Origin of the sequence: Planomicrobium sp. CPCC 101110 (assembly GCF_007859395.1) — a bacterium.
GTDB lineage: Bacteria > Bacillota > Bacilli > Bacillales_A > Planococcaceae > Planococcus.
Genome location: NZ_VOHD01000008.1, coordinates 374,904 through 399,926, shown reverse-complemented (window position 1 = coordinate 399,926; position 25,023 = coordinate 374,904). Strand labels below are relative to the sequence as shown.

The 25,023-nt window shown below is 48.1% G+C and carries 23 protein-coding genes; 18 read left to right on the top strand and 5 right to left on the bottom strand.

The window, feature by feature from the left end; genetic code table 11:
- Positions 1-27 precede the first annotated feature (27 nt).
- The 5 genes from FQV30_RS13700 (at position 28) to FQV30_RS13680 (ending at position 4,057) form a co-directional block, all read left to right on the top strand.
- On the top strand, positions 28-771 hold the full coding sequence (locus FQV30_RS13700) for a GntR family transcriptional regulator (RefSeq protein WP_146500710.1): 744 nt from the start codon (positions 28-30) through the stop codon (positions 769-771).
- Between the two features lie 110 nt (positions 772-881).
- Entirely contained in the window at positions 882-1,553 is a 672-nt protein-coding gene (locus tag FQV30_RS13695) for an HAD family hydrolase (RefSeq protein WP_146500709.1), read from the top strand.
- A 134-nt stretch (positions 1,554-1,687) separates the two neighbouring features.
- Positions 1,688-2,503 (top strand): DUF6920 family protein, encoded by an 816-nt coding sequence (locus FQV30_RS13690; RefSeq protein ID WP_146500708.1) that lies wholly within the window; start codon positions 1,688-1,690, stop codon positions 2,501-2,503.
- 93 nt (positions 2,504-2,596) lie between these two features.
- Positions 2,597-3,184, top strand: coding sequence for a hypothetical protein (locus FQV30_RS13685; protein WP_146500707.1), 588 nt, complete (start codon positions 2,597-2,599; stop codon positions 3,182-3,184).
- 42 nt (positions 3,185-3,226) lie between these two features.
- On the top strand, positions 3,227-4,057 hold the full coding sequence (locus FQV30_RS13680; RefSeq protein WP_146500706.1) for a hypothetical protein: 831 nt from the start codon (positions 3,227-3,229) through the stop codon (positions 4,055-4,057).
- An 82-nt stretch (positions 4,058-4,139) separates the two neighbouring features.
- On the opposite strand, the gene FQV30_RS13675 is transcribed toward FQV30_RS13680, so the two are convergent.
- Positions 4,140-5,750, bottom strand: a complete 1,611-nt coding sequence (locus tag FQV30_RS13675; protein ID WP_146500705.1) for a glycoside hydrolase family 43 protein — start codon at positions 5,748-5,750, stop codon at positions 4,140-4,142.
- A gap of 266 nt (positions 5,751-6,016) precedes the next feature.
- Entirely contained in the window at positions 6,017-7,213 is a 1,197-nt protein-coding gene (locus FQV30_RS13670) for an ROK family protein (RefSeq protein ID WP_146500704.1), read from the bottom strand.
- Between the two features lie 279 nt (positions 7,214-7,492).
- Here FQV30_RS13670 and FQV30_RS13665 point away from each other — a divergent pair, with 279 nt between their 5' ends.
- The 3 genes from FQV30_RS13665 to FQV30_RS13655 all read left to right on the top strand — a co-directional run bounded on the left by FQV30_RS13665 (position 7,493) and on the right by FQV30_RS13655 (position 10,599).
- On the top strand, positions 7,493-8,791 hold the full coding sequence (locus FQV30_RS13665) for an extracellular solute-binding protein (protein ID WP_146500703.1): 1,299 nt from the start codon (positions 7,493-7,495) through the stop codon (positions 8,789-8,791).
- Positions 8,792-8,883: 92 nt separating this feature from the next.
- Complete coding sequence (locus FQV30_RS13660; protein ID WP_146500702.1) at positions 8,884-9,762, top strand: carbohydrate ABC transporter permease; 879 nt, start codon at positions 8,884-8,886, stop codon at positions 9,760-9,762.
- 15 nt (positions 9,763-9,777) lie between these two features.
- Complete coding sequence (locus FQV30_RS13655) at positions 9,778-10,599, top strand: carbohydrate ABC transporter permease (RefSeq protein WP_146500701.1); 822 nt, start codon at positions 9,778-9,780, stop codon at positions 10,597-10,599.
- A gap of 162 nt (positions 10,600-10,761) precedes the next feature.
- On the opposite strand, the gene FQV30_RS13650 is transcribed toward FQV30_RS13655, so the two are convergent.
- Positions 10,762-11,394, bottom strand: a complete 633-nt coding sequence (locus tag FQV30_RS13650) for a YesL family protein (protein ID WP_146500700.1) — start codon at positions 11,392-11,394, stop codon at positions 10,762-10,764.
- 262 nt (positions 11,395-11,656) lie between these two features.
- Here FQV30_RS13650 and xylA point away from each other — a divergent pair, with 262 nt between their 5' ends.
- The 4 genes from xylA to FQV30_RS13630 all read left to right on the top strand — a co-directional run bounded on the left by xylA (position 11,657) and on the right by FQV30_RS13630 (position 16,928).
- Complete coding sequence (gene xylA, locus FQV30_RS13645) at positions 11,657-12,991, top strand: xylose isomerase (RefSeq protein ID WP_146500699.1); 1,335 nt, start codon at positions 11,657-11,659, stop codon at positions 12,989-12,991.
- 32 nt (positions 12,992-13,023) lie between these two features.
- Complete coding sequence (gene xylB, locus FQV30_RS13640) at positions 13,024-14,523, top strand: xylulokinase (RefSeq protein WP_146500698.1); 1,500 nt, start codon at positions 13,024-13,026, stop codon at positions 14,521-14,523.
- Between the two features lie 103 nt (positions 14,524-14,626).
- Positions 14,627-15,610: an aldo/keto reductase gene (locus FQV30_RS13635; protein WP_146500697.1), complete on the top strand. Its 984-nt coding sequence runs from the start codon at positions 14,627-14,629 to the stop codon at positions 15,608-15,610.
- 319 nt (positions 15,611-15,929) lie between these two features.
- Entirely contained in the window at positions 15,930-16,928 is a 999-nt protein-coding gene (locus tag FQV30_RS13630; RefSeq protein WP_146500696.1) for an LLM class flavin-dependent oxidoreductase, read from the top strand.
- Positions 16,929-17,074: 146 nt separating this feature from the next.
- On the opposite strand, the gene FQV30_RS13625 is transcribed toward FQV30_RS13630, so the two are convergent.
- A complete protein-coding gene (locus FQV30_RS13625) occupies positions 17,075-17,542 on the bottom strand; it encodes a hypothetical protein (protein ID WP_146500695.1) in 468 nt (155 codons plus the stop codon).
- 182 nt (positions 17,543-17,724) lie between these two features.
- Complete coding sequence (locus FQV30_RS13620; RefSeq protein ID WP_146500694.1) at positions 17,725-18,747, bottom strand: NADP-dependent oxidoreductase; 1,023 nt, start codon at positions 18,745-18,747, stop codon at positions 17,725-17,727.
- Between the two features lie 202 nt (positions 18,748-18,949).
- Here FQV30_RS13620 and FQV30_RS13615 point away from each other — a divergent pair, with 202 nt between their 5' ends.
- From FQV30_RS13615 to FQV30_RS13595, 6 genes are all read left to right on the top strand, one after another.
- The gene (locus FQV30_RS13615) at positions 18,950-19,690 is read left to right on the top strand and encodes an SDR family oxidoreductase (RefSeq protein WP_146500693.1); all 741 of its coding nucleotides are present in this window, start codon (positions 18,950-18,952) and stop codon (positions 19,688-19,690) included.
- Between the two features lie 32 nt (positions 19,691-19,722).
- Complete coding sequence (locus tag FQV30_RS13610) at positions 19,723-21,192, top strand: aldehyde dehydrogenase family protein (protein ID WP_146500777.1); 1,470 nt, start codon at positions 19,723-19,725, stop codon at positions 21,190-21,192.
- Between the two features lie 150 nt (positions 21,193-21,342).
- The gene (locus FQV30_RS18240; RefSeq protein ID WP_255473467.1) at positions 21,343-21,474 is read left to right on the top strand and encodes a hypothetical protein; all 132 of its coding nucleotides are present in this window, start codon (positions 21,343-21,345) and stop codon (positions 21,472-21,474) included.
- 20 nt (positions 21,475-21,494) lie between these two features.
- Positions 21,495-22,703, top strand: a complete 1,209-nt coding sequence (locus FQV30_RS13605; protein ID WP_146500692.1) for an RtcB family protein — start codon at positions 21,495-21,497, stop codon at positions 22,701-22,703.
- Between the two features lie 272 nt (positions 22,704-22,975).
- The gene (locus FQV30_RS13600) at positions 22,976-23,959 is read left to right on the top strand and encodes an N-acetylglucosamine kinase (protein WP_146500691.1); all 984 of its coding nucleotides are present in this window, start codon (positions 22,976-22,978) and stop codon (positions 23,957-23,959) included.
- Complete coding sequence (locus FQV30_RS13595) at positions 23,956-25,011, top strand: serine hydrolase domain-containing protein (RefSeq protein ID WP_146500690.1); 1,056 nt, start codon at positions 23,956-23,958, stop codon at positions 25,009-25,011. Before FQV30_RS13600 ends, FQV30_RS13595 begins: the two co-directional genes overlap by 4 nt.
- Positions 25,012-25,023: the final 12 nt, after the last annotated feature.

Below are 25,023 nucleotides of genomic sequence, written 5' to 3'. Positions count from 1 at the left end.
ACAAAATGCATCTATAGGAGAGAAGCTATGAAGAACCAGAATAGTATGAATGCAGAGAGTCCTGTATTGTTGTATGAGCAGATAAAAGCCGGCATCAAGGAACTGGTTAAAAATGATAACTTGAAGGCCGGGCACAAATTGCCGAATGAATCGGAGTTGTGCGAGATTTTCAAGGTGAGCCGCATCACCATTCGCAGAGCCATCAAAGAGCTGGGCGAAGAAGGATTTATCGAAGTGATCCGAGGCAAAGGGACTTTTGTCAAAGCTTCCAAAAAGGACTTGCATCTGTTGAACCTGAAAGGGTTTACAGAAGGGCTTTCGACAGAAGAAAACAATATCGAAAAAGAGATTTTGTACAAGCGTGTCATCCTTGACGAACATGAAGTCTCGAAAGTTTTTTCAAATGAAGAAACGGGTTTTCTGGAATTGGTGCGTGTCGTAAAAGACAGAGAAGGCCCGTTCAGTGTCGACTATGCTTATTTGCCGTTGAGCGTATATCCGGATATCGAGCCATTGTTGACCAATACCGCTTCGACGTTTCAGCTGATCCGTGAAAAGTATAAAATCAAATTTACAAAAGTGAAGAAAGAAATTGAATATGTCCATCCTTCAAGTGAAATTTGCCGCTATTTGGGCGTCAGCAAAACTTCGTCGGTCATCCTGGTCAAAAAAATCATTTACGGGGAAAGCGGCAAACCTGTCCATTACTCCAAATATTACTTGGCGGGCGACCGGGTGAAGTTTTACATTGAATCGGATTACACGGATTAGCCTCTTTCAGTTGAACATAGGAGATGGCCGATTTTGCCGTCTTTCGTTCAGTGCACCTGAATACGGGTGCTTTTTATCATTTTTGCTGGAGAGAAGAGGAGGACAAAGAAATGATCAAAGGCATTATTTTTGATTTTGACGGATTGATTTTTGATACGGAAACCAACCAGTATGCAGTTTACCAGGAGATGTTTGCTGAACACGGCGCTGAGCTTCCGATTGCCCGCTGGCAGCAGGAGATCGGGACGCATTCCGGGTTTTCGGCTCTCGACTACCTGGAAGAGCTGCTTGAACGGAAATTGGAGCAGGACGTGCTGAGGGAACAGTTCAGCACGAAGTATCATGCGAAAATGGCAGAGGAAAAAGCGCGGGCGGGAGTGGAAGACTATTTAAAAGCCGCAAAAGAACAGGGCTTGAAAATCGGCCTGGCATCAAGCTCGAATTTCCAATGGGTCTCGACTAACCTCAAGAAACTTGGTCTCTACGAATATTTTGAATGCATTAAAACATCAGACCATGTGGAGAATGTGAAACCTGATCCGGCGCTGTATTTCCTGGCAGCCGAATGCCTTGGCTTGACCCCGGAAGAATGCCTGGTATTCGAAGACTCGGCAAATGGAGCATTGGCGGCAAAACGGGCGGGGATGAATTGTGTCATCGTGCCGAACCCAGTGACGCATACGATGGATTTTTGCGATGTGGAGCACAGGCTGGAATCGATGGCCGACATGACGTTGTCTGAAGTACTGGACTATGTGAACAACATGAAAGTTTCAAAATAACAACTACATATTTGCCAATGTGAACTAAAGGAAAAACCGCTTCCAATGTCGTATAGAGTCTATACAACATTGGGAGTTTTTTCTATGCTGGAAACTATTGCTTTTATAATTGCTCACTCGGAGGAGGAACACGAATGAGAGGCATTTTCGCAATTTTTGCCGCTATACTGGCTGTTTTGTATCAGAAGTCTGCCTGGAATTTTACTGCGCAAAATAAGAAAGACATAGACGATTTGTCGGTGAATTCGACTGCTGAAGCGCTCGGTGCTGAACTTGAAACACTTCCCCTATCTGTACAGCGCTGGCTGAAAAACAGCGGAGCGGCCGAAAGAAGTGCAATCAAGAGCGTCCACTTGAAACAAAGTGGGCTGATGCGGTTGAAGCCTGAGCAGCAGAAATGGATCAAAGCAGAAGCAGAACAAGTGATTACAACTGATCCGCCTTCTTTCATGTGGACAGTGAAGATGAACATGAAGCCGTTTGTGGCAGTGATCGGCAGGGACAGCTTCAAGGAAGGAAAGGCGCAGATGCTCATCAAACTGGCAGCGCTTGTTCCATTGGCGCAAGTTGAAGACGATGCAAAAACAAACGAATCGGCTCTTCAGCGCTTTTTGATGGAGATGGTGTGGTATCCGACTGCGGCGCTTCTTCCCTATATAACTTGGAAAGAAATGAATGAAACAACGGCAGAAGCGACGATAATTTATGGGGGAGTGAAAGGGACGGCGACTTTTCATGTGAATGAACAAGGGGAATTGTTCAAAGTCATCGCTTCCCGGTTCAAAGACAGTGGAGCCGATGCCCGACGCTTTCCGTGTGTAGCAGAAATCAAACAGCACATGAAGGTGGATGGCATGGTCGTGCCAGCAGAAATTGCAATTACGTGGCTGCTCGAGGAGGGTCCGTTCACTTGGTATAAATTCAAGGTGCATGATATGAAAATCTATTGATTTCACTGTGGGAAAGCCGAAATAAATGATGGATTACTCAGATAAAAGGTTTATGATAGAAAAAAGCCATTCTAGTCTAAGGGGGTAGATGGGATGAACTGGTTGCCGAAGAGAAAAGACAAAGTTGTGGCATTTTGGCAATGGTTTGAAGCAAACGGCCAATCGTATTACGATTTGTCGGATGACAAAACAGAAAAACTGCTTTATCAACTGGATAAGAAAATCCGTAAAGTCAACCAAGATTTGGCATGGGAATTTAGTGCAGAGTTAGTGGACGGGAAGCGTGAATTTACTGTCAGCGCGGATGGCATAGTAGAAGCGTTTGAAGATGTGATTGATTTGGTGAAAGCAGCTCCGGAACTGCCGGATTTTGAAATCGTTCCATTCCGGCAACCGAGGGAAGAGGAATTTTCAGCGGAATGCAACGGTGTAAAACTGACAATGGACGATATTTTCTATTCACACGAAATAGGCGAGGAAACAAAGCTGATTCACTTGTGTCTCTATATACGAGGGTTAACGGCGGAAAACGAAGAAGATTACATTTCCTTAGCATTCGTGCTGCTTGATACCGCAATCGGCGAATACAATGTCGGCATGAATGTCGGAGAAATCGAATTCGAGCGCTATAAATACAATAAGGGCGCAAAACCACTAGATACGCTGAAAGAACTTTTTTAGGAGAGTTGAACGGTTTTAAAATGACAATGAGGAGAACCTGACATGGACGACTACGGCAAATACGCTAAGCTGCCAACTGCTTTAGAACAGTTGAGGAACTTTGACGCAGCGCTAAAAAAAGAAGGGCTGTCGCTTGATGCCGGCATTAGCTTCATGTGGACGGACAACGAGATGGCCTATACTGTAACTCCTTACGATGTAATCGTTTTTGGCCATATTGGATCTGATGGCATCCATTATGGGTTGTTAAGTGATTTTGGGACGGTGCCCGATTTAGAGAATGCTTTTGTCGTCTGCCTCAGTCCGACGGATTATGGCGATCATATCAAGCTAGTAGCGAAAAATGCTGCTGAGTTTGTGGATCTTCTTTATACCATGAAAAGTGCTGTGGCTGTTTCTAATTTTCTTCTTATGAGCGAGCAGGCACATTATCAGAAATTTCTAAAGTACAGTAAGGAAAGTGAAGGAGAATATCCGGAATATGAAGCTGTAACCAATCGGGTGATCGAAAAAATGAAAGATTCACTTGGCTGCCAAACAATTGAAGATGTGTACCAGTATGTCGAAGTAGAAGTAAAAGAAGAGCGGGCTAAGCAAACCGTGCTTGCTACTCATGACGGGCTTGGCGTAGTGCCGATAAATAACACAACCGGTCAGCAAGAGCGTTTTCAAGTAGAAAAGGATGTAGCTGTAGATTTAGAGCAAGCTGAAGCTTTTTTTGCACGCGCTCCGATTGAGAGTCGGCTGGCGTTCATCCGGGATGCCCAGTTTTTCTATCATACAGAAGACGATCCCGGCTTGAAAAGAATGATCCTCAAAGAAATGCGCAAACTGAATTTGATGGAGGAAAGCGACCGGTTGGAACGAGGCTGATTTTGAAAAATCGCCAGCACAAGGATTGGGGCAAGATAGTAAACCAGTAAAAGAGAGCGGCTCACAATGAGCCGCTCTCTTTTTATTCGTTTACTTTATACGTGAAATAATCAAAATCAGCTGGCAAGTTCTGCCCGGATGTGTCTTGGCACTGCATGCCGACAAATGCGCCAGTGAAGAAGCCGCCGCCTTGAATGTAATCATCCGACAGTTTGTGTGAATAGAATTTGATCGGGATTAAATTCCAGCTGTCGCCGTCAAATGAGTAGGAATACTGGTAAATATCCGCATTGACGTCCACTTTCAAGTATACGTATTCCACGCTTTCCGGAATGGCGATTTCATTGCCCTGAAGCGGCTGGTCAAATGTGAAGTTGTCACAAGTCATGATATCCAGGATGCGTCCTTTTTCTTCATTCCATGTAATCTGCAGAGCTGTCCAGTTTTCTGTGTTGTAGTAATTGACGAGGCCTGCTGCTTGCTGAAATGTATCCGGATTGAACGCGACTTTCGTTTCCGCAGTAAAGTGGAAGTGCTGCCAGCGTCTTGCAACATGCGCTTGGGTGAATTTTGAAGTTAACGACTCTTTTCCGCGGATGCGCAAATGATCCGGTTTTTCTTTCAAAGATACAATGTTTTCGCCCAGTGGAATGCGCAACGTTTGGAAGTGTGGATTTAAAATTTCAGAATCAAACTCGTCTTTTTCCGGGAAGTCAGGTTCCCATTGGACTTCTTCGATAGCCGGTCCTTCAATTTGTAGTGAAGGCTGATTTCCGCCGACAACAAAAGGCCAATCGTCCTTCCATTCCACACGCTGGATGGCGGTTTCACGGCCAAGCGGACAGAAACCGCGAGGATCAAGAAGCGCCTGCCCGGCACGCGACAACGGGCGTCCTGTCAAATGGACCAGGAACCATTCCTCTGTGTGGGTGTGGACCAGAGATGCGTGTCCAGCTTTTTGCAGCGGATTTCTTGGTGAGAAGAACGACGTGATCAGCGGATTTTCCGGATGCACTTCGTAAGGCCCGCGCAATTCTTTTGAACGGGCAATGGTTGCCTGGTGGTCATATTTTGTACCGCCTTCAGCTGTCAGCAAGTAGTAATAGCCGCCGATTTTGTAAAGATGCGGCGCTTCCGTCAGCATCACATCGGTGCCTTTGAAAATGATTTCCGGTTTTCCGACAAGCTTTTGTTCTTCCACGCTGTATTCCTGCAGTGCGATGCCGTAAAAGTTATGGTGGCCAACCCGGTGGTCCCAATACATGTTAACCAGGTATTTTTTGCCTGATTCATCGTGGAACAGGGAGGGATCAAAACCAGAGCTATTCAAGTGGATCGGCTCCGACCATTCACCGTTGATCGTTTCACAAGTCACTAGGTAGTTATGGCAATCTTTCCACTGGCCTTCAGTCACTTTCACATCCGTGAAAATCAGCCAGAACTGGCCATCGCTGTACGAAAGTGCGGGAGCCCACACGCCGCCTGAATTCGGATTGCCCATCATGTTCAATTGGCTGATGCGATTGAGCGGACGGGAAGCGAGGCGCCAGTTTTTCAGATCTTTTGAATGATAGATGCCGACGCCCGGGAACCACTCGAATGTAGAAACGGCGATGTAATAATCTTCTCCTACGCGGCAAATGCTTGGATCGGGGTTAAAGCCTGGCAAAATCGGATTTTGGATAATTGTCAATGGAGTCACCCTTTATGTAAGATTTTCATCTATCGCTATCCCGACAGCTATGATGTAAGTGCTTTCAAAAATAACGGAAGATGAGAGCTGGATGCAAAAAAACGATTGTTGATTTTATTTGAGGCCAAAGCCAAAAAGCCATATGGCCAAAAATCAAAAATCAGATTTTTCACAACGTTATATTTGATGATACAACACTTAGTTTAATAAGTAAACAAAGTATATGCAACCAAGCATAAGCTGGTTGCGGCCGAAAAGCTAAGCTTCTACACCAAGGTTTTCGGCTGCATGCAGACGCTTAGGAAATTTTCGATTGAAAAAGCTGAGACTCCCAGAGCCGCGGATAACGTCGAATGCTCAGAGAAATTGATTTGAAGATCATTTTGCTGGAACCATAGCGCTTGCTTGGCCACCCGTTTGTTCAGGGAGTCTTCCAGCCAGCGGTTAGAAGATGCCATGCGGTTGCCGATGATAACCTGGCGCGGATTGAATGTGTTGATGATGTTGTTGATGCCGACACCTAAATAGTCGCCGGTTTGCTCGAACAATTCGATAACTTGCTGATCGCCTTGTTCGGCCAATGAGATTAAGTTTGCCAAGTCCAATTCTTCTTTCGAGGGAAGAGGGAGGTCCAGCTCTGCAGCTTTGGCAAGCAAAGCTTGTTCCGAAGCATACAATTCCCAGCATCCTTGGTTTCCGCAGCGGCACAGAGGCCCATCCACTTGAATCGTCATATGGCCGAGTTCTCCTGAAAATCCGTTGGAGCCTTTGTATAAAGAACCGTTCAAGATAAGGCCCACGCCGATGCCGATGCCGGCGCTCACATAAATGATGTTATCGCTTTCCTTGCCGGCGCCGAAATGTTTTTCTCCGTACGCGCCCGCATTCGCTTCGTTTTCAATGATGACCGGGAGTTTGTACCGGGCTTCGAGAACCATTTTTAGGTTGACGTTTTTCCAGTTCAAGTTCGGGGCCAGCAAAATATCGCCGTTTGTATCAACAATTCCTGGAACGCCTACGCCGATGCCGATAATGCCATGCGGGCTTGCCGGCGCGATTGAGGAGAGCAGGTCAATCATTTCAAAAAGCTTTTCTTCAATTTCTTCATAGGAAAGTTTTTTGAAGATGATTTCCTTTTTCTCGACAATATTGCCGTTCAAATCGGTCAAAATCCCAAGCAAATAATTGACGCCGAGATCGATGCCGATGGAATAGCCGGCGGAGCCATTGAACAAAAGCATCACCGGCCGTCTGCCGCCGCTTGAAACGCCTGGGCCGGATTCATAGATCAAGTGATCATCCAGCAAATCGCTCACTAAAGAAGAAACAGTCCCTTTGTTCAATCCTGTCTGGCTTGCGACTGCTGCCCGCGAAATAGGGGAATTGTTTTTGATCTTCTCCAAAACGAGCGATTTGTTGCCTTCTTTGACAACGTGATGGTTCCACGTCCTGTTTTCTTTCATGTTCATTCGGACCAGCCCTCTCTATTTTTCTCCATTCTAACAAATAAAGTGAAGAGTTAATAATATCATATGAATTTACTATAGGATGGGATGCTTATGGCGGACGGAAAGCTGCCTTGAATTTCATCGCTTCCATTCTACAATAATCTCTATGTGTAAATCTTAACAGAAAAAAACTTTGTTTATCCACTAGACTAACAAAATTCTCTTTGCTATAATGAAAACGCATACAACAATCAGAAAATTGTTGTAACAATAGAAGCATTGGGGGAAAAGATGATGATTAAGAAGAAAACGCTTACAGTTTTATTATCTGCGGTTGCTTCATCTTTCATGTTGGTTGGGTGTTCGTCTGATTCAGGCGAAGCGACAAGTGCAAGTGGGGAAAAAGAAATTCAGTTTATGCATTTATGGCCTGAAGGAAGTTCGAAAAAGCATTATGACGTAGTAAACGACATTATTGCGGATTATGAAAAAGAGCACGAGGGCGTTAAAGTAGATTTGGAAGTATTGAGCAACGAACAGTACAAAGATAAATTGCGTGTCTTATCAACATCGAAAGAATTGCCGGATGTCGGCTTGACTTGGTCTGCAGGATTCTTGGAGCCATACGTGGGCGGGAACATGTTCGCGCCGCTTGATGATGTTATCGAATCGGATCTAAAAGATGCTTTCGTTCCTGGAACTGCCGAAGCATATGCAATTGACGATAAGACATACGGCCTGCCATTGGAATTGAACATTGTCTCCCTTTACTACAACGAAAAAATGTTCAAAGACAACAACATCGAAGTGCCTTCAACTTACGAAGAGTTGATCGAAGCATCAAAAGCGTTCAGAGAAAAAGGCATCCAGCCGGTTGCTCTAGGAAACAGGGATTCATGGACAGGTTCGATGTGGTACATGTATTTGGCTGACCGCATCGGCGGCGCTGATACATTGAACAAAGCGATCGACCGTTCCGGCAGCTTTGAAGACCCTGCGCTAGTCGAGGCAGCTAAAGAAGTTCAGACACTTGTAGACAATGGCGTATTCGTGGACGGTTTCAACGGCCTTGCGGATGAAGAAGCGAAGAGCATGTTCATGAGCGAACAGGCGCCAATGTACATGATCGCGACTTGGGACCTTCCGAACTTCACGACAAATGAAGATGTGCCGCAGGAATTCAGAGATTCTGTCAAGTACATGAACTTCCCGACTGTAAAAGGCCAGGGAGACATGACCAGCTTTGTCGGCGGTCCCGGAGTTGGGCTGTTTGTAGCTGAAGATTCAGATGTAAAAGAAGATGCGAAAGATTTTGCAGCTTACTTCGTCAAAGAATGGGGCGAAAAAGCCGTTACTGAAGCTGGCGTAATCCCGGCAACAAAAGTGGATGCTGAATCATTGGAGCTTCCTCAAATGTATACGGATATCCTGAACGAATTGAACAGCGCCAGCAACATCACATTGTTTGCGGATGTTCAAATGAGCCCAGGAGTAGCACAAACCCATCTTGACTCGATCCAGGCATTGTTCGGAAAAGAAATGACACCTGAAGAATTTGCAAAAGCCCACGAAGACGCTCTTTCCAAGCAGTAAAATAGCACGTTTCAAACCAGATTAAAAAAGAGGGGACGTCCTTGAATTTGGACTCTCCTCTTCTACTTTCTAAGGATATGGGGTTGAATGTAATGAACAAAGTCATGTCTAATAAGCTGTTTATCGCATTTTATATCGCGCCAGCCCTATTAATGATCACCATATTGATCTTCATCCCGCTGTTCCTTTCGGGGTATTACGGATTGATGGACTGGGACGGCATCGGTGCTAAAACTTTTATTGGGTTAGAAAATTATATTAATGGAGTCCAGGACAAGCTTTTTTGGAATAGTGCCTTGCACTCGTTTTTACTGGCTGTATTCTCGACATTAAGTTTGGCGGTTTACCTGCTCGTTTCATTTATCTTGGCGTCAAAAATCAAAGGATCTGATTTTTTAAGAAAGATTTATCTTATCCCGATGCTTTTGTCTTCTGTGGCAATCGCTCAGCTTTGGGTGAAAATGTATAACCCGTCAAACGGGATGTTGAACGCATTTCTTAACTTGATCGGCGTGGACAACCCACCGGCTTGGCTGGCAAATCCGTCCATCGTGCTTTATGCGATTTTCATTCCGATTTTATGGCAATACGCCGGATTCTATATTTTGATCTACTATGCAGCTTTGAAAAACATTCCCGAATCACTGATTGAAGCGGCAAGAATTGATGGAGCCACACCTGCCCAAATCGCCCTTCGCATCAAATTGCCATTGATCAAAGAAGTGGTCAGCGTAACGATCGTCCTTGCGATTGTCGGATCGCTGAAATACTTTGATTTGATTTATGTTATGACTGCCGGTGGTCCGAACGGAGCCAGTGAAGTTATGGCATCGTATATGTATAAACTGGCGTTCTCAAGCTATAACTTCGGCTACGGAAGCGCAATCGGTTTCTTGTTGCTGATCATCACGCTGATCGTGACGTTCATCATCCGGAAAATTACCACCACTAAAGAAAGAATCGAGTATTAAGAGGAGGTTTGGTTAATGAATCGCATTGGTTATTTCTTTTTGTACGCATGTCTGATCGCAGTGGCATTATTTCAAATCCTCCCGCTGATTTGGCTGTTCATGTTCTCGCTGAAAAGCAACGCGGAAATTTTCGCGGGTTCGCCGTTCTCGCTGCCGAGCGAGTTCAGATGGGAAAACTACCAGAAAGTTTGGGATGGCGGAATTGCCACGTATTTCTTCAACAGTGTATGGATCACCGTTGCAGCAATTGTTTTGACGGTATTGTTCGCAAGCATGGCCGCTTTTGCCATTACACGTATGCGTTGGAAGTTGAGCGGGCTGGTGCTCGGCTTGTTCATGGTCGGTTTGATGATTCCGATCCACTCGGCGCTGATTCCGCTTTACAGCATGTTTTTAAGCGTCGATCTGATCGACAATCCACTTGCGATTGTTTTAACGTACACAGCGTATAACTTGCCGATTACGCTCATGATCCTGTTGGGCTTCTATTACACTTTGCCGCATGAGATCGAAGAAGCGGCGGTCATTGACGGCTGTTCGGTCAACCGGATGTTCTTCCGGATTATCCTGCCGATGACAACACCGATTATGGCGACAACCATCGTCATCAATATGATCTACAACTGGAACGAATTTGTATTTGTGAACACGTTCATCAGCTCGGAAAAATACAAGACGCTGACTGTCGGCATCCAAAACTTTATCGGCCAGTACATGACGGATTGGGGCGCAATCGGGGCAACGCTTATCATCAGCGTATTGCCGATCATCATCGCCTTCATTTTCTTCAGCAACAAAGTGGTTGAAGGGATCTCTTCAAGCGCAGTCAAAGGATAATGGAAATAGAAAAAAGGCTTCACGCAGTAGGGGATGTGCCCCTATTGTGTGAAGCCTTTTTGTATGGCTGTGTGCAGCCCCGCTTGTTCCCAAATTCCAAGGCTTCAAACGGAGAAGATTTTTTCACTATGTTCCCGCTGTGGCAATATGGGATCAGCCGATCTATTCAGACAATCCTTCCGTCTGGCCGCCTGCCTTGTGGGTTTTGTTGAAAGCGTGCAGCGCAAACCACATGGTGATGAAGGCGTATGCGCTGCCGCCGAAGATGACAGCTAGGGCAGGGACCAGGCTCATAAGAAAAAAGAGCGGCACTATGGTAAGCAGGATCAGCACATTGTTGATGGGATTGACCAGCATGAGAAAAAAGGAATTTTTGAAAACGCTCCGCACTTTGATATCGTAATGGACAAAACTCGGAAAAAGGTAAAACAGGAACAAGATGAACAGCAGCATGAAGGCGAATAACGGAGCATAGGTCCATGTTGAGAGTTCACTGCTGCCTTGGATATAAAAAATATCGAGCGCGATCAAAGCGATGATGACAGTGACAAACAAACCGAGGCGGTTGCTTTTCCAGAAATCGGTGCGGTAATAATCCCAGAACGTGCTGAAGAGCGGTTTGTCGGTATTGCCCCTTAGCCATTCCCGGCTGACGGCAAACATGGCGGTCGTGGATGGGAAAAAGCCGAATACGATGCCGCCGGCGAGCGTAAAGAGGAGCCACAATAAATTCAAATAGGCGAAGCGGGTGATCCATTCCAAAATATTATAAATAAAACTGCTTGCAGCATTCATTCAGATAACCGTCCTTGCAATTGGATTTTAGCGCCTTCTCACCAGAATGAGAAGGATTCCATAAAAGCATACACCAACCCGGCAAAAAAGTTCACTATTTCAGCCGGCAAATTTCTTTTCATCAATAAAAGGAAAACTTTGTTCAACTAATAGACAAACTAACGATATGTTGTTATAGTTTAATTGTAAGCCTTTTCATTTATATTCCCGTGTTTTTACATATTCACCGAATAACTTAAACAATCTTAGGGGGCAAAAAATTATGGCGTATTTCCAGAACATTGACAAAATTAAGTTTGAAGGGGCAACATCAAAAAACCCTTACGCATTTAAATTCTATAACCCGGAAGAAAAAGTCGGCGGCAAGACAATGGAAGAGATTCTGCGTTATGCAGTTTCGTATTGGCACACATTCACAATGGACGGATCAGATCCGTTCGGAGCCGGCACAATGCAGCGTTCTTGGGACAAATACAGCGCCTTGGATTTGGCGAAAGCGCGCGTAGAGGCATCATTCGAGTTTTACAACAAATTGGACGTGCCATTTTTCTGTTTCCACGATGCGGATATCGCGCCGGAAGGCAGCAATTTAAGAGAATCCAACCAAAACTTGGATACGGTTGTCGGCATGATCAAAGATTACATGAAAGACAGCAAAGCGAAATTGCTATGGAACACAGCGAACAACTTTACCCACCCGCGTTTTGTCCACGGTGCGGCAACTTCAAGCAATGCGGATGTGTTTGCTTATTCAGCGGCGAAAGTGAAAAAAGGCCTGGAAATCGGGAAAGAGCTTGGCGCTGAAAACTACGTGTTCTGGGGCGGCCGGGAAGGTTATGAAACGCTATTGAATACAGACATGAAACTGGAATTGGACAATTTGGGCCGCTTCTATCATATGGCTGTTGATTACGCGAAAGAAATCGGCTTTGACGCCCAGTTCCTGATCGAGCCAAAACCAAAAGAGCCGACTACTCATCAATATGATTACGATGTGGCTACAGCTCATGCGTTCCTGCAAAACTACGGCTTGGCAGACCAATTCAAGTTCAATATTGAAGCGAACCACGCAACACTTGCCGGGCACACTTTCGAGCATGAACTGCACTATGCCCGCATCAACGGGATGCTCGGATCTGTTGACGCCAACCAAGGCGATCCATTGCTTGGCTGGGATACGGATGAATTCCCGACTGATCTTTGGACAACGACGCTTGCGATGTATGAAATCCTTCAAAACGGCGGGCTTGGCCGCGGTGGATTGAACTTTGATGCGAAAGTGCGCCGGGGATCGTTCGAACAGGAAGATTTGTTCCACGCACACATTGCCGGGATGGACTCGTTTGCAGTAGGCTTGCGCGTTGCCCAAAGCCTGATCGATGACAAAGTATTGGAAAACATAGTGGACGAGCGCTACAAAACATACACTGAAGGCATCGGCCTTGATATCGTTTCTGGGAACACCGACTTCCACAAGCTTGAACAGTACGCTTTGGGATTGACGGATATCAAACAAACTTCTGGCCGCCTTGAATTGATCAAGTCAACAATCAACCAGTATTTGCTGCAAGCTTTCGCAACTGCAAACGTGCGTTAATAGAAGTTTCTAACGGTAGGAGAGCTGTCATGATGAAATATGTAATTGGGGTGGATTTAGGGACAAGCGCAGTAAAGATTCTGCTCGTAGACAGGCAGGGCGAAGTGGTGAAAAGCGTTTCAAAGCCGTATCCGCTGATTCAGGAAAAAACCGGGTACAGCGAACAAAATCCGCAAGATTGGGTGGATCAGACAACTTCCGGTTTGGCTGATCTCCTGAAGGATTTTGAGGGGGATGCCGGAGATATTGAAGGCATCAGTTTTTCAGGGCAGATGCACGGACTTGTTTTGCTGGATGAAAACAACGACGTGCTGCGTCCAGCAATTCTCTGGAATGACACACGGACTACTTTGCAATGCCAGCAGATTTACGAAGCGGTCGGCGAAGAACGCTTGCTGCAAATCACAAAAAATCCGGCACTTGAAGGGTTTACATTGCCGAAGATCTTATGGGTCAAACAATTTGAACCGGAAATTTTCAGCAAAGCGAGAACCTTTGTGCTGCCGAAAGATTACTTGCGCTTCAAGTTGACGGGCCAGCTGCAGATGGAATATTCCGATGCAGCGGGAACGCTGCTGCTTGATATCAGCAAGAAAGAGTGGAGCACGGAACTGTGCGGACTATTGGAGCTGGATCCGGGATTATGCCCGCCGCTCGTTGGTTCGCATGATGAAGTGGGGACGGTGACGGCTGAATTTGCGGCAGCTTCCGGCCTTGCGGAATCGACGCGCGTGTTCGCTGGCGGAGCCGACAATGCGTGCGGCGCAATCGGCGCAGGAATTTTGGAAGACGGGAAAACGCTTTGCAGCATCGGGACATCCGGTGTCGTATTGTCATATGAAGCGAGTGAAGCGAAAGACTTTGGCGGCAAGGTCCATTATTTCAACCATGGTGCTCCGGATGCATTTTATACGATGGGTGTTACGCTTGCGGCTGGATACAGCTTGACGTGGTTCAAGGAGACGTTTGCGCCGGATGAATCGTTCGAAGATTTGCTGGCTGAAATCGGTACGGTGCCTGCCGGATCGAACGGCTTGTTGTTCACGCCTTATTTGGTGGGCGAGCGGACGCCGCATGCGGATGCGGCGATTCGCGCAAGCTTTATCGGCATGGACAGCTCCCACCGGAGAAAGGATTTTGCCCGTGCGGTGCTTGAAGGCATTACGTTCTCACTGAACGAATCGATTGAGATCTTCCGCCAAAACGGCAAAAAGATCGACCTTATTGTATCGATCGGCGGAGGGGCGCAAAACGAGGACTGGCTGCAAATGCAGGCGGATATCTTCAATGCGAAAATTGTCCGCTTGACGAGCGAACAAGGTCCGGGCATGGGGGCTGCGATGCTCGCGGCTTATGGCTGCAGGTGGTTTGATTCGCTTCAAGCATGCGCGGATGCGTTTTTGCAGGAAGACAAACAATTCGAGCCGGACGAAGAAGCAGCAGCAGTTTACCGAAAGATGTTCTCCATTTACCAGGACGTTTACGGGCAAACAAAAGAGTTGAACAAAAAGCTTTTAGAATTCCGTAAATAAGGATATAGAATAAGAGCCTCAACCTTTTGTTGAGGCTCTTGTTTGTAAAGCGCTTTATTAATAAGAAGAAATTCATTTAAATCAGAATGGTGAGGTGCAGAAAATGAATTATCGCCAAATTGGCAAGACGGATTTGAATGTAAGTGAATTGAGCTTTGGGACTTGGGCAATCGGCGGTTCGTGGGGCTCGACAGATGACCAGGAATCGCTTCGTGCTCTGGATTATGCGATGGGCAACGGCGTCAATTTTTTTGATACGGCGGATGTTTATGGAGATGGCCATGCCGAAGAGCTGCTTGCAAAAGCGACAAAAGGAAGGAATTCCGAAATCCAAATCGCGACAAAATTTTGCCGGGCTGGAGATATCCATAATCCCGCTACTTATTCGTTGGAAAGCGTCACGAAATACGCAGAAGCCAGCCTAAAGCGATTGGAGCGGGAACAGATCGATCTGTTTCAGATCCATTGCCCTCCAATCGAGATTCTGCGCGACGGCCAAGTATTCGATGTGTTGAACCGCTTGAAAGAACAAGGGAAAATCCGCTATTACGGCGTCAGCGTCGAAACGGTGGAAGAAGGCTTGTTGTGCCTGGAGAACCCGGATGTCAGCAGCCTGCAAGTGATTTTCAATATGTTCCGCCAAAAGCCGATAGAAGAACTGTTCCCTAAAGCCCAGGAAAAAGGGGTCGGTATTCTTGCGCGTGTTCCATTGGCGAGTGGTTTGTTGACTGGGAAGTTCAAAGTCGATTCGGAATTTGAAGAAGACGATCACCGGAATTTCAACCGCGACGGAGCCGCTTTCAATGTCGGTGAAACGTTCGCCGGATTGGAATTCAGAAAAGGCGTCGAGCTGAGCGACAAGCTGGCGTGGATCGAAAACAACCGCGGAAACCGGACGCGCGCTGCATTGAGATGGATTTTGGAGCACCAGGCTGTTTCATCGGTCATCCCGGGATTCAAAAATGTAAAACAAGTGGAAGACAATCTGCAGGCATTGAATGCAGCGCCTTTCACAGAAGAAGAGCTATCGCGCTTGGAACAGTTTTATGTGGAAGAAGTGCGCCCGGAAATTCGCGGGCCTTATTGATTTTTATATTGAGACCGCTGAGGGAGTGTTCCTTCAGCGGTTTTATTTTTTTAGATGATTATTTTGAAGAGTTCTGGAGGACTTCGCGTATAAAGCTTTGTTCTTCATGAAAGAACATCGGAAGTTCATGTATGGACATTGAAAGTTCATGTAAGAAGAGCAAAACTTCATGTAAGAGCCCGAAAAGTTCATGAAGAGGATATGGGAACCGGTTGATGCCCAGCCAAGCGGCACTGCTTTTTATTTTTGTCAGGAATGATACACTTATGGGGAGAAAGAATGTATCCACTAACAGGATGAGACATCAAGGAGGAAGTTTATGCTGGCGTTGAATATTTTGGATTATTCCCCTATAGACGAGGGGACGACAGCGAGAGAAGCGCTGCTGCAGACAACGCAGCTTGCGCAACGGGCAGAGGCTCTTGGCTATCATCGATTTTGGGTGGCGGAACATCATCAGGTATTTTCAGTGGCGGGCAGCTCGCCGGAAATGCTGATGATGCATTTGGCGACCTCGACAAAAACCATCCGCATCGGCTCGGGCGGGGTGATGCTGCCGCATTACAGCCCGTATAAAGTGGCGGAGAATTTCCGGATGCTTGAAGCGCTGCATCCAAACCGGATCGATCTAGGAATTGGCCGTTCCCGGAGTTTTCGCATTGTGAACCAGGCATTGAATGAATCGAAGGGGATAAAGGTTTCCTACGAGCAGCAAGTGCAGGATTTGCAGAAATACTTTACAGACGATAAAACGTCCGGGCATCGCTTCCAGGAATTGATTGCCACACCTATCACCGATACGGCGCCTGAGCTTTGGATGCTCGGGACGGGCGGAGAAAGCGCGGAGATTGCCGCAGCGAACGGAATGGCGTTTGCGTACGCGCATTTTGCAAAGCCATCCGCAGCAGGAGTGGAAGCCGTGAATGCATACCGGCAGCTCTTTCAGCCGTCAAAACTGCTGGAAGAGCCGAAAGTGATGGTTGCGGTTTTTGCGATTGTAGCGGACACGGCGGAACATGCGGAAGAAATCGCCAAAGCGTTTGACTTGTGGCTGCTGTTTGTGGAGTCGAGTACGCCGCCTCCCTATTACCCGTCCATTGAAACGGTGAAAAAGCGCGGGTTTAGTGCGTCCGAGCAGGAAAAAGTGGCGCGCAACCGGAAGCGGATGATTGTCGGGGACGCGGCTTTTGTGAAAGCGGAAATCGAGCGAATCGCCGCGCTTTACCAGGCGGACGAAATCACCATCATTCCAAGCATCGCGGAAGCTGAAAACCGCATGAACGAAATTGAACTGTTGGCAAAAGCGTTTGATTTATAATTTGGCATCTAGGAAAGGCGCTTGTTCCTAAAACTGCGCCGAAAGCTCATGCAGGAGTGAAATCTTCATGAAGAAGTTTTTGGCGGCCCTACAGAAAAAAGGTGGGCCGCTGCTTGTTAAAAAACAAGCAGCGGCCCACCTTTTTATTAATGCCAATCAATATCGTAAAGCAGTTTGGCGCATAAAATCGAGAAATCATGATCAGGATAACGGGACTTCATCGACCGTATTTTTTCAGCGGAAAATTCAGCCGCGCTTTCAAAAGACGCATGACGTGCAATTGCCTCATGCGGGGAATGCAAGGTTGGAGAAGCAGGCGCATTTTTTGAAAATAGGAATGTCAGGTAAGGCTGTTTCTGTGGCTTATCGTAAATGGTTTTTCCTTCGACGATCAATTCGTTGTCCGGAAAATACGACAAGGTTTCCGGACAATGGATGATTCCGATGCGTTTCATCACCCATAAGTTTGTGGAGCCTGTCGAAATTTCATCATGCATCCGCTCTAAAATATCCGCTACATTTCGTTCAAACATGGAAAATTGGTTTTGCCGGTTCGTAAGGTAGACAAAATAAGTGCGGGCGTCTTTTACATCCAGCAATTGTTCTTCGGTCATGATTTCTCCTCCAAACGGGTTCAGGTTATCCTATCTCCATTATCGAACTAGAATAGATTTGCTATGGTCCATTATAATCCAAAACGGAAAATTTCTCCGCTTTTTTAATGTCCTGTATAAAAGTAATTGGTGAAAATCATGCCAAAAGAAAACCCGCCGTGAAATGGCGGGTTTTCTTTTGCTTAAAGCTTCGCATATTCGGGCTCTGCAACTTTGACAAGCAATTTGCCAACGTTTGTGCCTTTGAAAAGATCAAGAAATGCATCCGGTGTGTTTTCAAAGCCTTCAACAATCGTTTCTTCATACTTCAGTTTGCCTTCTTGGAGCCAAGCGGCAAGCTGTTTTGAGCCGCTTTCAAAATCGGCCGCATAATTGCCGACGGTAAAGCCTTTCATCAGTGCACTCGTCTTGATCATATAGGACTGGAGGCGGGGTCCGAGATCTTCTTCTTTATTGTAGGAAGAAATGGCCCCACAAAGCGGAATGCGGGCGTTGGTGTTCAATAGTTTGAACACTTCATCAGTCACGGGGCCGCCGACGTTGTCGAAATACACATCGACACCGTCGGGCAAAGCGTTTGCCAAATCTGCGGCGAACGTGTCTTTTTTGTAATTGAGGGCTTCATCAAATCCAAGTTCATCTTTCAAAAAAGCGGTTTTTTCGTCGCTGCCGGCTATGCCGACAACACGGGCGCCTTTGATTTTCGCAATCTGTCCGACCACTGACCCGACGGCGCCCGCTGCCCCGGAAACGACGACCGTTTCTCCAGTCTGCGGCTTGCCGATGTCAAGCAAGCCGAAGTATGCCGTAAGCCCGGTCATGCCGAGTATTCCAAGGTGTGTTGTGATGGGCGCTGCAGCTGGATCGATCTTCCGGATTTTTTGGTCGCTGATCCGGCTGTACTCGGCCCATTTCAAGCTTCCGGTTACGATATCGCCTTGCTTGAACTTGTCGGAACGCGATTCGGCCACTTCGGCGATTCCGCCGCCGACAATCGCTTTATGCAGCTGGAAAGGTGCGATATAAGATTTGGTGTCCTGCATGCGGCCGCGCATATAAGGGTCGACCGATAAATACAGTGTCCGCAGCAAAACTTGGTTTTCTTCAAGTGAAGGAATATCTTGTTGGACAAATTCGAAATCGTCGTTTGTTGGCATGCCTTTTGGCCGGTTCGCCAAATGGATTTCTTTCTGTGTTGTTGGCATCAATGCAATTCCTCCCCGTTTTTTAGTAATGCGTTTGGGCAAAGCGTAACACTCGGCAAGAAAGAAGGTCAACGAATATGGACAATCCGGGCATGCCGGCCATCAGGTCAATATATCCTAGTTTCAGAACAGTTCCAAGACGGGTACAGAAAGAGATGCACGAAATCTTTGGGTTAACCTACAGAAATGGAGATGGCTAAAGATGGAGAAAGTGAAATCGGCAATCATTACAGGCGCGAGCAGCGGAATTGGGCAAGCGACGGCAAAGGAGCTGGCGAAGGAAGGATATGGCGTCATGCTGGCTGCGCGGCGGGAGGACCGTTTGATCGAGTTGAAAGAGGAAATCGAGAAAGCTGGTGGACGGGCGGAATATAAAGTGACCGATGTGACGTCTGCCGCTGAGATGAAAGCGTTGGCGGAAGCGGCCCTCGAGCATTTTGGGCAGATTAATGTCCTCGTCAACAATGCAGGGCTGATGCCGCTCTCTTACCTGAACAAATTGAAAATCGATGAATGGGACCGGATGGTTGATGTGAATATCAAAGGGGTGCTGTACGGGATTGCCGCGGTGCTGCCGCATATGGAGCAGCAAAAAGAAGGGCATATCATCAACGTCGCTTCTGTTGCGGGCCATGTCGTGTCGCCGGGAAGCGCGGTTTACAGCGGGACGAAGTTTGCGGTCCGGGCCATCACCGAAGGGCTCCGCAAGGAAATCGATCCAGAGCTGAATATCCGCGCGACCATCGTGTCGCCGGGTGCGGTTGAGACCGAACTCCGCAATACGATAACCGACGAAGATGTCCTTTCCAATTTCCGAAGCAGAAGCGCCATGGAGCCGCTGCAGGCAGCCGACATTGCGAGAGCTATCATTTATGCAGTCGAACAGCCGGCACATGTGGATGTCAATGAAATCCTGATCCGGCCAAGACAACAGCCAAACTAATGCTGAACCAAAAGGGAGAGGTTTCTAGAATGATACACACTGATTTCACCAAAATTTATTTTGATGGGCAATGGCAAAATGGATCGAGCGACAATATGATGAAAAACACGGACCCGTTTACAGGTGAGGAACTTGTTGCCATCCAGGCGGCGGACAAAGAAGATTTGGACCGCGCCTACCGGTCGGCGGCAAAAGCGCAGGCGGAATGGGCAAAGGAGCTTCCCCAAAACAAGCGGGCGATCTTGGAGAAAGTCGTCGACGTCATGGGGGAAAACAAAGAGCTGATCATCGAATGGCTGATCAAAGAAGCGGGCAGCACGTATATGAAAGCGGCGACAGAATTTGGGGCGGCCTTGAACGTCATAAAAGAAGTGGCGACGTTTCCTTTCAAGATGGAAGGCAAAATTCTGCCATCGCAAACAGCAGGGAAAGAAAACCGCATTTACCGCAATCCGATCGGCGTCATCGGCGTCATCAGCCCGTGGAATTTTCCGTTCCATTTGGCGATGCGATCAGTAGCGCCGGCACTGGCGACAGGAAATGGCGTGGTTATCAAGCCGGCGACCGACACACCGGTCACAGGCGGTTTGATTTTTGCCAGTATTTTTGAGGCGGCCGGCTTGCCGAAAGGCTTGTTGAATGTCATTGTCGGCCGCGGATCGGAAATCGGGAATGATATCGTCAAACACCCGATTCCGCGCTTGATTTCGTTCACCGGTTCCACGCCGGTCGGCAAGCACATCGGGGAATTGGCGGGCGGCAGCTTGAAGAAAACCGCGCTGGAACTTGGCGGCAATAATGCCTTCCTGGTGCTGGACGACGCGGATCTCGACTACGCGGTCGATTCGGCGCTCTTCGGCAAGTTTTACCATCAAGGGCAGATCTGTATGGCAACCAATCGGATCCTTGTCCACAAGGACCGCTATGATGAGTTTGCCAAACTTTTTGTCGAGCGGGCGAAGAAATTGAAATACGGCAATCCAGCCGACCAAGATACGCATGTCGGGCCGCTTATCAACAGCAATCAAGTCGACCGCATCATGGACGACATCAAGGCAAGCGTCGAACAGGGTGCAGAAATCCTGCTTGGCGGAGAGCGGGACGGCAACGTCCTTCAGCCGACAGTTCTAGGGAGCGGGACAAACAGCATGCCGATTGCTGAAAATGAAATCTTCGGCCCGGTTGCGGTGCTGATTCCGTTTGACAGCGACGAGGAAGCGGCGGACATGGTCAATGCCTTTCCGTATGGCCTGAGCGGTGCGATCCATTCTTCCAATATTGAACGCGGCACGAAGCTTGCGCATCAAATTTACACCGGAATGATCCATGTCAACGACCAGCCGGTCAATGACGAAGCCCACGTGCCATTTGGCGGAGAGAAAGAATCCGGGCTTGGACGATTCAACGGCGATTGGGTGTTAGAGGAATTCACGACAATGAAGTGGATTTCCATCCAGCACACTCCGCGTGACTATGGACCATTTATTGAAGGATTAAAATAAGTGTGGTAAAGAGTTCAGTCCCTTGTTTTCAAGCGGGGCTGAACTCTTTTTCGCTTGAGGCGCAAGAAGCAGCAAAACTTTTCCGCCAAACGAAACTTCTCCCGAAATCTTTCGTAAGGATTGGCATGAGGAAAGAAACGGGGGATAAACATGAAAAAGGGGAAGAAGAAGAAAGACCGGTCATGGATACCGGATGCCATCATCGAAATGGGTGGTGTGCTGCTGGAGATTATCCTCTTTATTCCGAGGGTAATCATCAGAATAGTGAAAGACGCCATATAAGAATTGTCAGGAGGAAAAGAATGAAAACGACCATTTTCGGAGAACATGAAGCACAGACATTGCGGCAGTTCCAGAACTGCTTGAATACCGGACAAGTGCTTGGCGGCGTGCTCTGCGCCGACGGCCATTACGGCTATAGCCAGCCGGTGGGCGGAGTGGTTGTATACGACCGCCAGATTTCGCCATCCGGTGTCGGGTACGACATCGCCTGCGGCAATAAAGCCGTACGGACCAACCTGAAATACCGCGACATCAAAGCCGATCTGCCGCGCCTTATGGACGCCATCAACAGCACCATTTCATTCGGCATCGGACGAAAGAACAAAGAGCGCGTCGACCATGAACTGTTTGACGATCCCGACTGGAATGTCTATCAGCAGATCGGCAAGCAGGAACACGATAAATTGAAGAAGCTGGCGATTGAACAGCTTGGCACGGTCGGCTCCGGCAATCATTACGTCGATCTTCTTGTGGACGAAGAAACACAAGACGTCTGGGTGGCGAACCATTTCGGCAGCCGCGGGTTCGGCCATAAAACGGCCAGTGGATTTCTCAACTTGGCGAGCGGCCGCCAATTTTCCGACAAAGCGCCGGGCGAAAGCATGGAACAAGCGCCGACTTTGCTCGATTTGGATTCGGAAGTCGGCGATATGTACTACCGCGCGATGACGCTCGCCGGCCGCTACGCATATGCGGGCCGGGATTACGTGGCTGACCAGGTGCTGTCGATTCTTGGTGCGGAATCTGTGTTTTCAGTCCACAATCACCATAATTTCGCCTGGAAAGAAAATCATTTCGGGCAGGATACGATTGTGGTCCGAAAAGGGGCAACGCCTTCCGCAGCCGGCCAGCTCGGTTTTGTCGGCGGTAGCATGGGCGACATTTCAGTCATTGTCCAAGGGAAAGATACGGAAGAAACCACCAATGCGTTCAGCAGCACGGTGCATGGTGCCGGCCGCATCATGAGCCGGACACAAGCGGCCGGGAAGATGAACTGGAAAACCCGCCAGCGTTCCGGCGGCCAAATAACGGAAAAGCAAATGTACCGGGCAGTCAAAGCGTTCGGCGTCGAACTCCGTGGAGCTGGCACGGACGAAAGCCCGTTCGTTTACCGGAAGCTCGAAACGGTTCTCGATGCCCATAAAGACACCATCGAAGTGCTGCATGTCCTAAAGCCGGTCGGCGTCTGCATGGCAGGAGCCAATGAATTGGATCCTTACAAGGATTGACAATGAGAAAGCCGGCTGGCACGCTCCAGCCGGCCGCATTCCGCAGGCGAGCGTTGAGCCGCTTCGGCGCGGGTTCGAGGAATGCAGAACTGATTGATGGAATAGCAAGGGGTATATTTTCCAATTCAACAAATTGAGAAGAGCCAAAAGCGGAATTGCTTTTGGCTCTTCTTTTTGAGGACGAGTTTAATACTGGATAATAAATGCAAAGTTGAAAAAATATTTCAACAATTTATAATGAGAGTAATATACGAAAAGGCGGAGGGACACAGATGTATGTTTTAGGAATAGACGGAGGAGGAACGAAGACCGCCGGCATGGTCGCTGATGAGCAGGGCAAAGTTTATATGCACGCAGCAGCTGGGCGTAGCAACCCGAATACACTGACACAGGCAGAATTCCATCAAGTGATGGAGGGCTTGCTGCTGCAGTTAAGAGAGCAGGATCCGGCCGTGTTCAGCCAGCTGTCGGTTTGTTTCGCCGGCATGGCAGGAGTCGGCGAAAGCGGCCGGGATGCTGAAATTGCGGCCTTGCTGAAAGAGCACTTGCCTCCTGAAACAAAAGTATTTGTCGAAAACGATGCGGTGAACGCCTTGTATGCCGGGACGGCCGGCGAAGCAGGCATTGTCCAAATAGCCGGGACTGGTGCGATCGCTTACGGGATCAATGAAAACGGCAAGACGGTACGCTCCGGCGGCTGGGGTTATTTGTTTGATGATGAGGGCAGCGGATTCGATTTAGGAAAGAAGGCGCTTCGCGCAGCGTTCCGGCATCATGATGGCCGCGGATCTGCCACATCTTTGACTGGACGGCTGCTTGACCATTTTGGTGTCGGGCGTGTGCCGGACTTGATCGACAAAGTCTACGGAAAGGAACATCCCCGTTCTGTCATTGCACCGCTAGCCCCGTTTGTTATCGAAGAGGCGAAATCGGGAGACGGATTGGCGCAAAGCATGCTCGAGGATGCATGTACCCAGATGCTCCTGTGCATTGAAGCGTGCCATCAGGAGCTTTTCGAAAAAGCGCATCCGACGCCAATCGTATTGGCAGGCGGCGTTTTCAGTGATTCCGAATTGTTCATCCCTCTGTTCGAAAAGCTGGCGCGCGTATCCTTGCCGAACGCGGTGTTTCAGCCAGCGCAAGTTGCGCCGGTCGGGGGAGCATTGATTGCGGGATTGAAGACGCAAGGAATAGGGACAAGCGACGCTTTTATGGAAGAAATAAAAGCGTCCGCTGAAAGGGTGGAGAGACGATGAGGGACAAGGCGGTTTCATTTTTGCAGCGGGAAATCGATCGACAAACAACACCGGGCGCTGTTATCCGCGTCAAGCACAAAGGGCGGATCCTCCTTAATGAAGCGCTTGGGACCAACAGTTTAGGGAAGGATAAAACTGAACTTACAACGCGGCATGTGTTCGATATGGCTTCGCTGACAAAAGTGATGGTGACGCTGCCGCTCGTCTTGCAGCTTCTTGAATCGGGAGACATCTACCTTCACGACCGGGTCACCACCTTTTTTCCTGAATTCGCAGCGCATGGAAAAGAAAACATCCGGATTCAGCAGCTGCTGTCGCATTCCTCCGGCCTGCCTTCGCACCGGCATTACTTTGAACAAAAAAGAACAGTGCAGGAAATCTATAGCGCAATTTGCGGTGAACAATTGGCTTATGCACCGGGAACAAAAGTTGAATACAGCGACTTGGGTTTTATTTTGCTTATGGGAATTGTGGAGAAAGCCACCGGGAAATCCATCGAAGAATGTGCGCAGCAGCATCTTTTTGGCCCGATGGGAATGAACAATACTAAGTATCGGCCGGATTACAAGCGCTCCCAATACGCGCCGACCGAATGGAGCGAGCGGCTGCAGGACCATAAATACGGAATCGTCCATGACGAAAATACGGAATCGATGGGCGGCGTCAGCGGGCATGCCGGACTGTTTTCCACTCTTGGGGACACCGCCATCTTCACGGATATGCTCGAAAACGATGGCATGCATGCCGGAAGGCGGATCTTGCATCCGCTTTGGCTGAAGAAATCACGCGAGAATTTCACCCCGTTTTCGGATGAATGCCGGGGGCTTGGCTGGCAGTTGAAAGATGAAGGGCCCGGCCCGATGGGGGATTTGATGTCGCCGCTTTCATATGGGCACACCGGATTCACCGGCACCAGCTTTTATATTGATCCTGTTTGTGAGACATCCGTGATTTTACTGACAAACCGCGTTTATTTTGGACGCCAGGACGCAATCATCCGCTTGCGTCCGCGCTTGCATAATATCATCCTGGCAAATCTGCCGGAGGAGTAAAGGAGGAAGAAC